Consider the following 14181-nt stretch of genomic DNA (forward strand, 5'->3'; position numbering starts at 1 on the left):
AATCATGCAATCGAATTCCGGCAACAACAACCGCAAACACGAACGAGCCCTGCGTGAGAGCCGGCGTCAGCTGGCCACCCTGATGGCCAACCTCCCCGGCATGGCTTATCGCGGCCGTAACGACCGGCAATGGACCATGGAGTTTCTCAGCGAGGGCTGTCATGCCCTGACCGGATATCCCGCCGATGAGCTGATCCGTGGCCGGCCGCCGTTTGCCGAGCTGGTGCATCCGGAGGACCGGGAGGCGCTGTGGAGCCGGGTTCAGGCCGCCATCAAGGCGCGGCGCCCCTACCAATCTGAATATCGCATCCTTACGCGAGACGGAAGCGAAAAATGGGTCTGGGAACAGGGCTGCGGCGTTTTCGATGCCGATGGCGAACTGCAGGCGCTGGAAGGCTTCATCACCGATGTTACCGAACGACGCCGGGCGCAGGACGAGCTGGCCGAGCAGGCAGAGCTGACCAGGGCGGAACAGGCCCGGGCTGAGGCGGTCCACCAGCAGCTGAGCGAAGCCATCGAATCCATCTCCGAGGGCTTCACCCTTTATGATGCCGACGATCGGCTGGTCGTATTTAATTCCCGTTTCCGTGAAGATTATTCCGCCGTCCCCGATATCGTCAGGGAGGGCATGCGCTTCGAGGAGCTGATCCGGGTGCTGGTCGAGCGACAGTTGCTCGAACTCGGCGAGAAAACACCACAGCAGTGGCTAGCCTGGCGGCTGGCCCAGCGCCGCAATCCGGGTCCGTCATTTAAGATCAAACGCGCCGATGGCCTGCAGCTGAGGGTCGGTGAACGCCGCACCAGGGACGGCGGTGTGGTGGCCATCTATACCGACATCACCGAGCTGGAGCGGCAGCGCGAGCACCTCGAAGCGCAGGTACGAATGACCGAGGAGGCCCGGCATCGGCTGACCGAGGCGATCGAGTCCATCGCCGAAGGCTTTACTCTTTATGATGCGGAAGATCGGCTGGTGCTGTTCAACACCCGCTTCAAAGATCATTTTGTCCTGCCCGCTGACGTTGTCGAAGTCGGCATGCGTTTCGAGGACTTGCTGCGAGAGTTGGCTGCCAGGGGGCAAGTGCCGCTGGGCTATGCGTCGGGCGAGACCTGGATCGAGGAGCGCCTCGCCCGGCATCGTAACCCCAAGGGGCCTTACCAATTTACCCGCGGCGACGGCTTGTGCATCCAGGTCAGTGAACACCGCACCGGCGATGGTGGTTATGTTTCCGTCTATTCGGACATCACCGAATTGGAGCAGCATCGTCACCACCTGGAGGAGCGGGTTGAGGCACGAACCAAGGCACTGCAGGCCAAGACCGAGGAGCTGCACCGTTCCCGGAGCGAGTTGCAGCGGGCCCGGGATCTGGCGGAGCAGGCCAGTATCGCCAAGAGCGAATTTCTGGCCAACATGAGTCATGAGATCCGCACGCCGATGAACGGCGTGATCGGTATCGCCGAGTTGCTGGAGCGAACCGAGCTGACCGAGCAGCAGGCGGAATATGTCGCCATCATCCAGAAATCAGCCGATACCCTGCTGGCGCTGATCAACGATATCCTCGACTTCTCCAAGATAGAGGCAGGACGACTCGAGCTGGAGACGATCGCGTTCCAGCTGCGCGACACCCTGGGTGATACCCTGCAGACCCTGGCCCTGCGTGCGCACGAGAAGGGCCTGGAGCTGGCGGTGCATATCCCTGCCGGGATACCGGACCGGCTGCTCGGCGATCCGGTGCGCCTGCGCCAGGTCGTGGTGAACCTGGTCGGCAACGCCATCAAGTTTACCGAGCGTGGGGAAATCGTGGTCGACCTGCGTCTTGCGGCCCTCGAGGAACAGGGGGTGCGCATCGCCTTCGAGGTCAGGGACACCGGCATCGGTATCCCGGAGGCGCAACGCCGGCGGATATTCGAGGCGTTTGGTCAGGCGGATACTTCCACCACCCGTCGCAGCGGTGGTACCGGGCTGGGATTGTCCATTGCCGCCCAGCTGGTGGCGATGATGGGCGGGCAGATCCGGGTCGACAGCGGACCCGGAGGGCAGGGCAGCTGCTTTTCATTCAGCGCCGATTTCGGCCTGGCGGCGGAGCGGCCCGAAGCCCCATTGCCGCCCCTCGCCTTGCACGGCCAGCGGGTGTTGGTGGTCGATGACAATCACACCAACTGCATGATCCTGGAAGAGATACTGTTGGGCTGGGGCATGCGGCCGACCCTGGTGCAGGATGGGGTGCAGGCGCTGGAGGTGCTCGACAAGGCCGGGGGCGATCCCTTCCCCCTGGCACTGCTCGATGTGATGATGCCGGGCATGGACGGCTTTGAACTGGCCGCCCGGATCCGTGAGCGTTCGGACTTGGCCTCCCTGCAGATACTGATGCTTTCCTCTGGGGGGCATTCCGGCGATGCTTCCCTGCGCCGTCGGCTGCAGATTTCGCGCCTGCTGCTGAAGCCGGTCAAGCAGTCGGATCTGCTGGATGCCGTCGGCGATGCCCTGGGAATCGCCACCCGGGCCAGGCAGGCGGTCGTGGCCGCTGAGCACGACGAACGGCCCCGACGGCGGGTGCTGCTGGTGGAGGATGGCCTCACCAACCAGAAGGTGGCCATCGATCTGCTGAGTCAGCGAGGTCATCGGGTCGAGCTGGCCGAGAATGGGGTGGAAGCCATCGATGCGGTTCGCCGGCAGCAATTTGATGTGGTGTTGATGGATATCCATATGCCGGTGATGGATGGTCTCGCGGCCACCCGGGCAATCCGGGAGCTGGAACGGGGCAAGGGAGAGCATGTGCCGATCATCGCGATGACGGCGAGTGCCACCAAGGAAGATCGAGAGCGATGCCTCGCCGCCGGCATGGATGACTATGTGACCAAACCGTTTCGCGCCGCCGAGCTCTACGATGCCGTTGAGGTCAAGGCTCCGGCGGTTACCGGCGGTGGGGGCGCACCCATGCAGGCGACCCCGGTCAGGTCGACGGCGGAGTCGGCCCACGAGCCGCGGCAGACTGCACCCGACGGTGATCAGCCCTGTCTCGACTGGGGCGGGGCATTACAGAACCTGGAAGGTAACAGTGCGCTGTTGGAAGAGCTGGCCAAGCTGTTCCTCGAGGAGTGCCCCAAGCTGATGCAGGCGATTGACACCACCAGTGCCGAGGGGGATGCGGTGGCGCTGCGCCGGGCGGCGCATACTCTGAAGGGCTCGGCCCAGGTCATAGGGGCGAGGGCCCTTGGGGTCGCGGCGCTGGAGCTCGAGACCCAGGCCCGCGCCGGCGACCTCGATAACCTGGACGAGGTTCGTCGGCGCTTGGCGCGGTGCCTGGCCGAGCTGGAGCCCGCGCTCAGGGCCGCCACCGGGCACAGTCGCGGCAATGGGAAATAGATCTGCGTCGGATCTGGGTGTAAAATTCGCCTTCTTTTGACGATAAACGAGACGATCCCATGGGCAGAGCCTATCAAAACCGCAAAGAATCCATTGCCAAGACGGCGAACGCCAAAACCAAGGTCAACGGCAAATACGGCCGTGAAATCTATGTATGTGCCAAGGCGGGCGGCCCGGATCCGGATGGCAACCTGTCCTTGCGGGGCCTGATAGATCGTGCAAAGAGAGACCAGGTTCCTAGCCATGTTATTGAAAAAGCACTGGAAAAGGCCCGGGGCGGTGGCGGGGAGGACTATTCTCCGGCGCGCTATGAAGGCTTTGGCCCGGGCAACTGCATGGTGATTGTCGACTGTCTCAGCGACAACCCCAATCGCACCTTCGGTGATGTGCGTCAGTGCTTCACCAAGACCAAGTGCAAGATAGGTTCGCCGGGCAGCGTCAGCCATATGTTCGATCACTGCGCCATCCTGGCCTTCAGTGGCGATGATGAAGAGGCAGTGCTTGAGGCATTGATGATGGCCGATGTGGATGTCAGCGATATCGAGTGCGAAGACGGCAAGATAACCGTGTTTGCGCCCAATACCGAGTATTTCAAGGCCAAGCAGGCGTTGATCGAAGCCTTCGAGGGCATCGACTTCGAGGTGGATGAAATCCAGTTCGTACCCCAGACCACCACTGAAATCAGCGGCGACGACGTTGCCCAGTTCGAGCGCTTCCTGGATCTGCTCAACGACCTGGATGACGTACAGAACGTCTATCACAACGCCGAGTACTGATATCGGTCGTCAAGGGGGAGCAGGGTGCTGCCCGGCATGAAACAACAGGGGACAGTCCACGGGCTGTCCCCTGTTGTGTGTGCCGGTAGCATTCATAAGCTACGTCTGCCTTAACCTCCGGGTTTAAGGCGGGAGCCAGTTTCGGCATTGCACCTGTCGCCCTGTTGGGCGGGTTATGGGGTGGCCTTGAAGGTTTCGTCGCAGGCGCTGATCAGCCGCTCCGCCAGCAGCTTGCTGTGGGCCGAGAGTTTGTCCTGGGCGTGCAGGGTCAGCTCCAGATCCGGCACCGGGGGCAGGCCGTCCTGTTCATCCAGGATGCGGTGGCTCGGTGTCACCAGCCGCCGGGGCAGCAGCGAAATACCCAACCCCGCCTCCACCGCACAGCACACCCCGGACAGGCTGGTGCTGACATAGGCCAGCCGCCAGCTGCGGCCCAGGCTGTCGAAGGTATGGGCCATTTCACTGCGGTACAGGCCGCCGATGGGAAAGGTGACCAGGGGGATGGGGTGGTTGTCGAGGCTGTTGCCGTGCAGGCTGTCGATCCAGCACAGGGGTTCGGGCCAGCTGGCCAGGCCGGGTGCGCTGCCCTGGCGCTGCTTGACCAGTGCCAGATCCAGCTCGTTGCGCTGGAATTCGCGCCAGATATCGCTGCACAGGCCGCTATTCACCTCCAGTCGGGTACCCGGGTATTCGCCTGAGAAGGCGGACAGGGTAGGCATGATGGCGTGGGTGGCGAAGTCTTCCGGGACTCCCAGGCGGATCTTCTGTTGTTCGGCGCTCAGGCTGGTCTGGGCCACCGCCTCGTTCATCAGCTGCAGGATGCGGCGGGCATAGCTTAGTACCCGCTCGCCCTCCAGGGTGGCGGTAACGTAACGGCCCTTGCGGTGCAACAGCTCGCAGCCAAGCAGGGCTTCCAGCTTGCGTATCTGCTGGCTGACGGTGGATTGGGTGAGATGGGTGCTGTCGGCGGCGCGGGTAAAGCTGCCGGTGTCGACCACGGCGACAAAGCTGCGCAGCAGCACGGGGTCAAGGGTGTTATTCAGGTTCATTATGCTCATATCAGTGGTAAATCCACTGGTTGTCATTCGGTTATTTAATTTATAAATCAAATGGCCATGCTCTACAATCGTAGATGTTCAGCATTTATGCAGCCAGGCCCATGGGCCTGGCTCCTGCTGGCGGCACGCCAGCCACTTAGTATCAAAGGACAGATATCATGGCCCGTAATAGCTACTATGCCCCCACCGGTGGTCTCCCGCCCCAGACTCAGCTGATTAACGACCGCGCGGTCTTTACCGAGGCTTACGCCATCATCCCCAAGGGTGTGATGAGCGACATAGTGACCAGCTTCCTGCCTTTCTGGGATAACACTCGCCTGTGGGTCATTGCCCGTCCGATGAGCGGTTTTTCCGAAACTTTCTCCCATTACATCATGGAAGTGTCTCCCCAGGGCGGCAGCGACAAGCCTGAGCTGGACAGCGGTGCTCAGGGCGTGTTGTTCGTGGTGGAAGGCGAGATGACCCTGACCCTGGAAGGCAAGCAACACCAGATGCAGTGCGGTGGCTATGCCTACCTGCCGCCGGGTGCCAGCTGGACTCTGAAGAACAACGGCGATGCGCCGGTGCGCTTCCATTGGATCCGCAAGGCCTACGAGTTCGTGGACGGTATCGATGTACCGGAAGCCTTCGTGACCAACGAAAACGACATTGAACCGACGCCGATGCCGGACACCAACGATGCCTGGGCAACAACCCGCTTCGTGGACTCTGCCGACATGCGTCACGACATGCAGGTCAACATAGTGACTTTCCAGCCCGGCGGCGTGATTCCGTTCGATGAAACCCACGTCATGGAGCACGGCCTTTACGTGCTCGAAGGCAAGGCGGTATACCATCTGAATCAGAACTGGGTTGAAGTGGAAGCCGGTGACTACATGTGGCTGCGCGCCTTCTGCCCGCAGGCTTGCTACGCCAGCGGCCCGACCCGTTTCCGCTACCTGCTGTACAAGGATATCAACCGTCATATGGTGCTGAATGCTTCCCCTGCCTATCGCGGCAATCGCAGGTAAGCAGCATCTGCCAAGCAAAGGGCGGCCTTCGGGCCGCCCTTTTTCCTTCCTGTACGCCCATTGGCTGACCTAAGATAGCCGGCAAACCCATGATGGAATGCGCAATGGTGCACAAGGCCAATCTTAACCTGTTACCCACCCTCAAGGTGTTGCTTGATACCCGCAACCTCAGCCGGGCGGCCGAGCTGCTGCACCTGAGCCAACCCTCCATCAGTAAACAACTGGCACAGTTGCGCAGCGAGTTCAACGACGAGCTGCTGGTGCGCGAGGGCCAGCGCTGGCTGCTGACGCCCCGGGCCGAGACATTGGCCCGGGAGCTGGCCGATTCCCTGGGTGCCCTGGAGCGGCTTTATGCCGCTCCCGGCTTCGCTCCCGCCCGCTGTAAGCGGGTATTCAGGTTGGCTTCGTCCGATTATGTGGCCCAATACATACTGCCGGATATCTGCGCCGAGCTGGCGCGCCAGGCGCCGCTGGCCACCCTGGAATATGTATTGTGGGACAAGCGCCAACTGCCGAACCTGTGGGAATCGGATCTGGATATGGTGTCGACCATCACCAACGAAGTGCCCGAGCTGATCCGTGGCCTGCATCAGGGCGAGGATGGTCTGGTGGTATTGATGGGTCGGCATCATCCGCTGGCAGGCAAGACTATTGACCTGCCGGAATACCTTGACTGGCCCCACCTGCAGGTGAGCGGCGGTGGTGACAAAGACAGCCCGGTGGAACGGGTGCTGGCCCCCAGGGGACTGGCCCGGCGCTGGTTTGCCCGGGTGCCCTTTTTTCAGGCGGCGGTGGAGGTGCTCTGCCGCACCGACTGCCTGATGACCACCCCGGCCCATATCGCCTGGCAGCTGTCGCAGCAGCATGGCCTGACCTACGGCTTCCTGCCCTTCGCCACCAGGCCCCAGCAATACTATTTGATGTGGCATCAACGGCATCATCAGGACCCGGCCCATCGCTGGTTTCGGGAGCTGGCCTATCCTTTTTTACGGGACCATCTGCAACGGACCGCTCGCGAGAGTCGTACCGGGCTATAGTTTTTGGTTATGTCTTGTATTCATAACTTTCACTTTGTGCATAGTTATGGCGAGACTAAGCTGAACGTCATTGAAGAGCACGAATAAAGGGGTGGGGCAATGGAGTTTTCCAGCTGGCTGGCGCTGGCGGCGATTTGTGTAATGGGGGCGCTCAGCCCTGGTCCCAGCCTGGCGCTGGTCATCCGCAATACGGTGAGAGGAGGGCACGGACACGGGGTGGCCACGGCACTGGGCCATGGCCTGGGGGTGGGTATCTACGCGCTGCTCACCGCCCTGGGACTGTCGCTGCTGATCACCAGGACCCCGCTGTTGTTTGATGTTATCCGCTATGGCGGCGCCGCTTTCCTGGCCTGGCTGGGGATCCGCGCACTGCTGGCCAAACCGGTCGTTGGCGAAAGCAGCAAGGCCCTGCATGCGGTGCACAGCCGCCGGGGCGCCTTTGAGGGCTTTATGGTGGCGTTTCTGAACCCCCAGCTGGCCATCTTTTTTGTGGCCTTGTTCAGCCAATTTGTGCAGGCGGACACCGGCTGGCAACAGGGTGGGATCATGATGCTCACCGCCGGCGGCATCGATGCGCTCTGGTATGTACTGGTGGCGCTGGCATTGTCCCGCGGGCCCGTGCTGGTCTGGCTCAAGGCCAAATCGGGGGTGATCGATAAATTGAGCGGCCTGGTGCTGCTGGGGCTGGCGGTGAAGGTGGTGTTCTAAATGGAATTCAATACCTTGCTGATGTTTATCCTGGCCTGCCTGTCACTCAACCTGACCCCTGGGCCGGATGTGGCTGATGTCGTCTCCAATAGCAGGCGCGGCAAACGGAAATCCGGTCAGGCAGCGGTCACTATACCAGGGCGATAGGAGGCGGTGCCGGGCTGCTGTTGGTGGGGGTGAGCGCCCGTATCGCCTTAGGGAAAAGCTAGTGCATGGAGTGCAGGCCGATCACATTGCCCTCGGTATCGGCCACCAGGGCGATAAAGCCGTACGGGCCGATGGCAAACTTGTTGCGCACTATGTGCCCGCCGTGTGCCGCTGCCCGCCCGGCCTGCTCGGCACAGTCATCGCAGCTGAAGTACACCAGGGTACCACCGCCACCGGGAGGGCAGCCTTCCATCTTTACTAGGGCTCCGCAGGCGCCAGTACCCTCCTCTTTGCCCGGAAACATCCACATTTCCGGCCAGTCTCCTTCCATCTTGTCCGGCTGCTCCAGTGTTACGGCCAGCACGGCTTCATAGAATTTTCTGGCCCGCGCCATATCTGCCACATAGACCTCAAACCAGACTACCGGGTTGCTGTTCATCAGTATGCTCCTTGTTATCGTTCCGGAGTCACCGTTACCGCGTTCCGCCTTCCTGTGCCTGACCGCCAATGTAGTCGATCAGGCGGCGAGCCGCCCGGCGGGGAATTTTTCCAGATCGGTATCGAGGCCGTACCTGGGTGCTGGCCAGGCTCAGGAGGGGATCAGCAGCAACGGGTTGGCTGCCCGTCGGCAGATGCCTTCTGCCACGCTGCCGAGTGGTGGTTCGTTGCCGGATGGGCTGCCATGCTTGCCGATCACGATCAGCGGTGTTTTCAGTTCACTGGCGGTATCGCAAACATCATCCACGGGATCGCCGAGGACGACGCCGATGTCCAGGCGTTCATTGTCCGCGGTAAATCCCTCTTCGGCCTTCAGCTCTTCGAAGTCCAGCTGATGCTCCGGATTGTTGACTATCATCACCCGGCCACTGCGCTTGCTTCCCAGCAGCTCGGTGAAGCAGGCCCGTGCCCGGGTGGAGGCTGGAGAGTGATCCGTGACCAACAGCAGGGGGGCGTTGTCATCGATGGGGCCGAGATCAACCGGGATAATCAGCAGCGGCAGCCGGCTCTGGCGGGCAAGGTCGAGCGCCACATTACCCATAAAGAAATCCTGCCCGCGGGAATGACTGTTGTTGGCGACCAGTATCAGCCCGGCCTGCCGGCGGGTTGCGATCTCCAGCAGGGAGGAAGCGGCGAAGCCCGACACGTAGGCGGGTTCTGTCGGTATTGCCAGGGACTCTGCCATGTCCTTCGCCAATTGTTCCAGGTGAGTACGGCGGTTGGCGCAGGCGTTGGCTTCCTTGTGGGTCCTGTGATGGGGCTCGTCCGCATGGAACAGGGTAAGTTGCCCTATTCCCAGCAGGGGGAGTATGCGTGTCAGCTGGTCCCGGGCCCGGTCCCAGCCGGCGGAAAAATCAACGCCTGCGATGCAATGCCTGAACATAACTCCCCCTTAGTGCGGTGCTGATCCAGCCCGACATCAACGATTATCCTCAGTCCAAGAATAGTTCAGGGTTGTGAGGCCCGCTTTCTTCTGACCTGCGGCTATTTGAGGCGGCTGGCCCGGCGGATGCGCAGCAGTTCGACCCGGATCCCCAACTGGCTGTTATCCCGCAGGCGGGCCAGGGCCTCTATCGCCAGGCCATCCTGCTGGAAGGCGGTCGGCAGGTTAATGGGATGGTAGTAGGTGCCGCGTATATCTCGAATGATATAAAGGCCGCCCTCCAGGTTCAGGTAGCGCACCGTACCGCTGATATATATTCCAGGGTCGCCGGGGGTGATATCCAGCCAGCGTGGGCTGCTGGCATGGGCTGCGATGGGCAGCAGCATGACCAGAGCCAGAAACAGCTGCCGGGCACGCCAGCGACGGCAGGAAAAGCATGACATACAAGGCTCCTGTCGGGTGCCCTCTCGAACAGCATCATGACAGGGTACACAATCCCACTGGTGGGCTGCATGCCGATGGCCCTTACACGGTATCGAACAGCAGGCCCGGGCATTATGTACCCATGACTATCAAGCCCGCCTGCAAGGTGATGATTAATACTCGTGCGCCTTGTCAGGACTCACATTAACTATAGCCGGCTTGGGGCGACGAGAGGCTGGCGGTGTCGCACGGGCGGGAAAGTGGGCGGAAAAACACGGCGTACTGATAAATACTGATAGCAGATGGCGGCGTTGGCCTGGTCGGCCGTAGGGTGTGTGCCAGCGTCAAGGGGACTGTGCCTTCCTGCTTGTCCCCGGCCCAACATCATCAACTGGAGGGAACCAGGGTGAAGATCACTTTTCTTGGTGCTACACAAACGGTCACCGGCTCCAAATTTCTGGTCAGTAGCGGTGATACCCGGATCCTGGTGGACTGCGGTCTGTACCAGGGTTACAAATGGCTACGTGAGCGTAACCGACAGCCGTTGCCCCTGGATATCCGCAAGCTCGATGCCATCGTGCTGACCCATGCCCACCTGGATCACTCCGGCTATATTCCGGTGCTCTATCGGCAAGGCTACCGCGGTCCCGTCTATTGTCATCCGGCGACCCGCGCCCTGTGTGGCGTGCTGCTACCGGACAGCGGCCACCTGCAGGAAGAAGACGCCAAGTTCTTCACCCGTCATCAGCTGGGCAAGCATGAGAAGCCTGAACCCTTGTATGACAGAAAAACGGCGGAACGCAGCCTGGAGCTGTTCAAGACCCTGGAGTTTGACCGCAAACTGGATATTGGCCCTATGCGGCTGCATCTGCAGCCCGCCGGCCATATTCTGGGGGCCGGCAGCCTGATCCTCGAAGCCGAGGGCAAGCGGGTGGGGTTTTCCGGCGATGTGGGGCGGCCGAACGATCTCTTTATGCGGGCGCCCCGGCCGCTGCCCGAGCTGGATCTGCTGTTGCTGGAGTCCACCTATGGTGATCGCCGACATGAGGCGACGGATCCTCTCGAACAGTTGGCGACTTTGGTCAATGAAACGGTGGCCGGCGGCGGTGTCATGCTGATCCCCAGCTTCGCCGTAGGCCGGGCTCAGGTCATCCAGTATTTGCTGGCGACCCTGATGCGTGAGGAGCGTATTCCCCGGCTCAAGGTGTTTCTCGACAGCCCCATGGCCATCGATGTCAGCGATATCTATTGCCGTTTTGTCGACCAGCACAAGCTGAGCCACGGTGATTGTCAGCAGCTGAACCAGGCCATTACCTTTATCCGCAGTGTTGAACAGTCCAGGGCGCTGGCCGATGAGCATTACCCCCATATCATCATCGCCGGCAGCGGCATGGTGACGGGCGGGCGTATCCTCCACCATATGAAGCGACTGCTGCCCGATCACAGAACCACCCTGGTACTGACCGGTTTCCAGGCGGGCGGTACCCGAGGCGCCAAGCTGTCCCAGGGGATGGACAGCGTGATGATCCACGGCGACTGGGTGCCGAATCGCGCCCGTATCGAGATGCTCCATGGGCTGTCGGGGCACGGCGATTACATCGAGCTTCAGCAATGGCTGGCGGCATCGGCCCTGACGCCGGACACCCGTATCCAGCTGGTGCACGGCGAGCCCGAAGCGCTGGAGGCGATGCGCGATCATCTGCGAAGGAGCACACCTTATGAGGTGGAGATCGGAGAATATCAGCGGATCCTGACAGTCTAGTTATTCAGTAGCTGCCGTATCGGCGGCAATAACAGCGGGCTCAGATCGATGGTGTTGGAGGGGTGGGCAACGGCATTGGTGGTGATCAGCCGGCGCAAGCCATGGCTGGCCAGCCTATGCTCGATTCGGTCGGCAAACAGCCCGTGGATGGCGGCGCAATCCACCCGCTGAAGGCCCTGAGCATGCAAGGCTGACAAGGCTTGCAGCACCGTCTGGCCGCTGGCGATCACATCATCGATGATCACTGCGCTATGGTCACGCCATGCGGTTAACACCGGCAGGCTGACCTGTACATCCCGATCCCCACGCCGCTGTTTTTCCCCTACCACATAGTCATGGCCGCTCTCGGCGGCGATTTGCGCCACCCATTGTTCACTCTCGGCATCCGGCCCCACCAGCAGCAATTTTTCCTGATGGTCACGCAGCCACTGAGCCAGCAGGGGGGCTGCCTGGATCACGGTACAGGGCACCTGGTAGATCTGGTCCAGGTTGTGATAGCGGTGCAGGTGGGGATCGACAGTGACCAGCCAGTCTATCTGTTCCGACAGCAGCCGGGCAAAGGTGCGCGAGGTCACCGCCTCGCCCGGATGAAAACGACAGTCCTGGCGCATGTAACACAGGTAAGGGGCAACCAGGCCCACCTGGCTGGCGCCCAGCTCCCTCAGGGTGTCACACAGGAAACACAGGGGCAGGAACTTGTCGTCGGGGCGTGACAGCGCCGCCAGCACCAGGGCCGGGCGTCCGTTTATCTCGTTACCGATGCGCAGGTAGCTTTCGCCGTCCGGAAAACGGCGTTGTTCCAGCTGGCCGGGCTCGGCATGCAGTCCCCGGCAGAGCGGAGCAAACAACGGGTGATCGGTATCCGGGGAAAACAGTAGGGGGATCATGGCGCTTCTCCAATCATGAACAGATCGTGATTGTCGGCGTAATAGGACGCCGCATAATCCAGTTCCCCCTGGCTGTCGGCGTAGAGGGTAAACAGTGGCTGGCCCCGGGCCAGCGCCTGACCCAGCTTGGCGTGCAGGCGCAAGCCGGCGGCCGGGGAAATGGGCGCGCCGGCCAGTTTGGCCAGCCGGGCCAGGCGGCGGTTGTCCATGGCCAGCAGGGTGCCGCTGTGCCTGGCGCCCAGTTCCAGCTGGCAGGCTGCCTGGGGGATCTGCTTCAGCCCGCCCTGGGCGTCGCAAATCCGCTTGAACTGCTGCCAGGCCTGGCCGGAGGCGAGGATATTCCTGGCCCGGGTGTCGGCGGCCTCCAGCGTCTCCTGGCCCGCCAGGCTCAGCAGGTTGGCGGCGATAAAGATCGACCGTTCGTACAGATCGACGGGCGCCTGCGTTTCATTGTGGAGTACGGCCAGGATGTCTTGTGCTTCCTGCGCCGGACCTATGCCATAGCCGATGGCCTGTTCGCCATTGGTGATCAGGCAGCGCATCTCCAGCCCCAGGGCCAGGCCCACAGTGTCAAACAGGGTGGCGAGGTGTCTGGCCTCCCGTTGATTGCGGACCTTGGCGGTGGGACCCACGGGAATATCGATCAGCACATGGGTGGAGCCGGCGGCCAGCTTCTTGGACAATACCGAGGCGACCAGCTGGCCGATGCCGTCGATGTCCAGGGCATGCTCGATGCGGATCAACATGTCGTCGGCGGGGCTGAGGTTGACGGCGCCACCCCAGGCCAGGCAGCCATTGACCTGGCGAACCGTGTCCTGAATTTGTGACAGGCTGAGGCGAACCCTGGTCAGCACTTCCATGGTATCGGCGGTGCCGGAAGGGGAGGTGATGGCCCGGGAAGAGGTTTTCGGCATGATCAGGCCGGCGGCGCTGGCGATAGCCACCACTATCGGGGTGGTGCGGTTGCCGGGCACGCCGCCGATACAGTGTTTGTCGACCAGTTTCGTTTGCCCGGGCCAGCGCAGTCGCTTGCCGCTGGCCACCATGGCTTCGGTCAGGGCGATGATTTCCTGGGTATTGAGGCTGTCGACTCCGGCGGTGATAAAGCTGGCAATCTGCATATCCGAGTAACGGTGGGCGGCGATGTCCGCCACTATGTCGTGGATCTCCCTGGATGACAGGGTATGGCCGTAGATTTTCTTGCGCACCGCACTCATGGAATGGAGCACGGGGGCATGGCTGACCCGGACCCGCTCACCCCCCTTGAGGGCCATGCGTTGCCAGGCAATGTGGGAAAAACCGATATGTTCGGGGGGCAGCACGCTCTCGGTGACCACGTTGAGGGTAGCGATAATGGTGCAGTCCCCCAGGCCGACCTGGATGCGGGTGTTGGCGTTGAAGCCCTCGGCGCGACACACCTCGCAGTCGGCGCGCATAAACACCACCGGCTCCTGGTGGGTGTCTATGCCCATTGCTATCGCGGTTAACGAGTGAACATCGGACATGGCAAAGACCCTGTGCAAGGCGGGATATCTCCCCGGTCCTTAAAGCCTAGGGGGTGTACCGTCACCCTGCATGTTTCTCGGCCGACAATAGCAGGCCATTTATCCGGCGCCGGGAGGGCCGGA

General features: G+C 61.7%; 12 protein-coding genes. 6 read left to right on the top strand and 6 right to left on the bottom strand.

Going from position 1 to position 14181, the window contains the following annotated elements; translation table 11 throughout:
• Positions 1 to 4: 4 nt before the first annotated feature.
• Both DCS96_RS13370 and DCS96_RS13375 read left to right on the top strand, forming a co-directional pair.
• A complete protein-coding gene (locus DCS96_RS13370; protein WP_116474892.1) occupies positions 5 to 3364 on the top strand; it encodes a response regulator in 3360 nt (1119 codons plus the stop codon).
• Positions 3365 to 3423: 59 nt separating this feature from the next.
• Positions 3424 to 4140 carry a YebC/PmpR family DNA-binding transcriptional regulator gene (locus DCS96_RS13375; protein WP_116474893.1) on the top strand — a complete coding sequence of 239 codons (717 nt, stop codon included), beginning with the start codon at positions 3424 to 3426 and terminating at the stop codon, positions 4138 to 4140.
• Positions 4141 to 4313: 173 nt separating this feature from the next.
• Here the strand turns inward: DCS96_RS13375 and DCS96_RS13380 are convergent, their stop codons facing one another.
• Positions 4314 to 5189 (bottom strand): LysR substrate-binding domain-containing protein, encoded by an 876-nt coding sequence (locus tag DCS96_RS13380; protein ID WP_116474894.1) that lies wholly within the window; start codon positions 5187 to 5189, stop codon positions 4314 to 4316.
• A gap of 167 nt (positions 5190 to 5356) precedes the next feature.
• Here DCS96_RS13380 and DCS96_RS13385 point away from each other — a divergent pair, with 167 nt between their 5' ends.
• The 3 genes from DCS96_RS13385 to DCS96_RS13395 all read left to right on the top strand — a co-directional run bounded on the left by DCS96_RS13385 (position 5357) and on the right by DCS96_RS13395 (position 7953).
• A complete protein-coding gene (locus DCS96_RS13385; RefSeq protein ID WP_116474895.1) occupies positions 5357 to 6208 on the top strand; it encodes a bifunctional allantoicase/(S)-ureidoglycine aminohydrolase in 852 nt (283 codons plus the stop codon).
• A gap of 107 nt (positions 6209 to 6315) precedes the next feature.
• The gene (locus DCS96_RS13390; protein ID WP_116475031.1) at positions 6316 to 7245 is read left to right on the top strand and encodes a LysR family transcriptional regulator; all 930 of its coding nucleotides are present in this window, start codon (positions 6316 to 6318) and stop codon (positions 7243 to 7245) included.
• A 99-nt stretch (positions 7246 to 7344) separates the two neighbouring features.
• Complete coding sequence (locus tag DCS96_RS13395; protein WP_116474896.1) at positions 7345 to 7953, top strand: LysE family translocator; 609 nt, start codon at positions 7345 to 7347, stop codon at positions 7951 to 7953.
• A 205-nt stretch (positions 7954 to 8158) separates the two neighbouring features.
• On the opposite strand, the gene DCS96_RS13400 is transcribed toward DCS96_RS13395, so the two are convergent.
• The 3 genes from DCS96_RS13400 to DCS96_RS13410 all read right to left on the bottom strand — a co-directional run bounded on the left by DCS96_RS13400 (position 8159) and on the right by DCS96_RS13410 (position 9924).
• Positions 8159 to 8539, bottom strand: a complete 381-nt coding sequence (locus tag DCS96_RS13400) for a VOC family protein (RefSeq protein ID WP_116474897.1) — start codon at positions 8537 to 8539, stop codon at positions 8159 to 8161.
• 150 nt (positions 8540 to 8689) lie between these two features.
• Positions 8690 to 9481, bottom strand: a complete 792-nt coding sequence (locus tag DCS96_RS13405) for a universal stress protein (RefSeq protein ID WP_116474898.1) — start codon at positions 9479 to 9481, stop codon at positions 8690 to 8692.
• 101 nt (positions 9482 to 9582) lie between these two features.
• Positions 9583 to 9924 (bottom strand): hypothetical protein, encoded by a 342-nt coding sequence (locus tag DCS96_RS13410; RefSeq protein ID WP_116474899.1) that lies wholly within the window; start codon positions 9922 to 9924, stop codon positions 9583 to 9585.
• 386 nt (positions 9925 to 10310) lie between these two features.
• Here DCS96_RS13410 and DCS96_RS13415 point away from each other — a divergent pair, with 386 nt between their 5' ends.
• Entirely contained in the window at positions 10311 to 11666 is a 1356-nt protein-coding gene (locus DCS96_RS13415; protein WP_116474900.1) for an MBL fold metallo-hydrolase, read from the top strand.
• Here the strand turns inward: DCS96_RS13415 and DCS96_RS13420 are convergent.
• Together DCS96_RS13420 and DCS96_RS13425 are read right to left on the bottom strand one after the other, a co-directional pair.
• Positions 11663 to 12553, bottom strand: coding sequence for a ribose-phosphate diphosphokinase (locus DCS96_RS13420; protein WP_116474901.1), 891 nt, complete (start codon positions 12551 to 12553; stop codon positions 11663 to 11665). The genes DCS96_RS13415 and DCS96_RS13420 overlap by 4 nt on opposite strands.
• On the bottom strand, positions 12550 to 14058 hold the full coding sequence (locus DCS96_RS13425) for a thymidine phosphorylase family protein (protein ID WP_116474902.1): 1509 nt from the start codon (positions 14056 to 14058) through the stop codon (positions 12550 to 12552). Before DCS96_RS13425 ends, DCS96_RS13420 begins: the two co-directional genes overlap by 4 nt.
• Positions 14059 to 14181: the final 123 nt, after the last annotated feature.

This window comes from Zobellella maritima (assembly GCF_003075035.1).
Taxonomy (GTDB): Bacteria; Pseudomonadota; Gammaproteobacteria; order Enterobacterales; family Aeromonadaceae; genus Oceanimonas; species Oceanimonas maritima.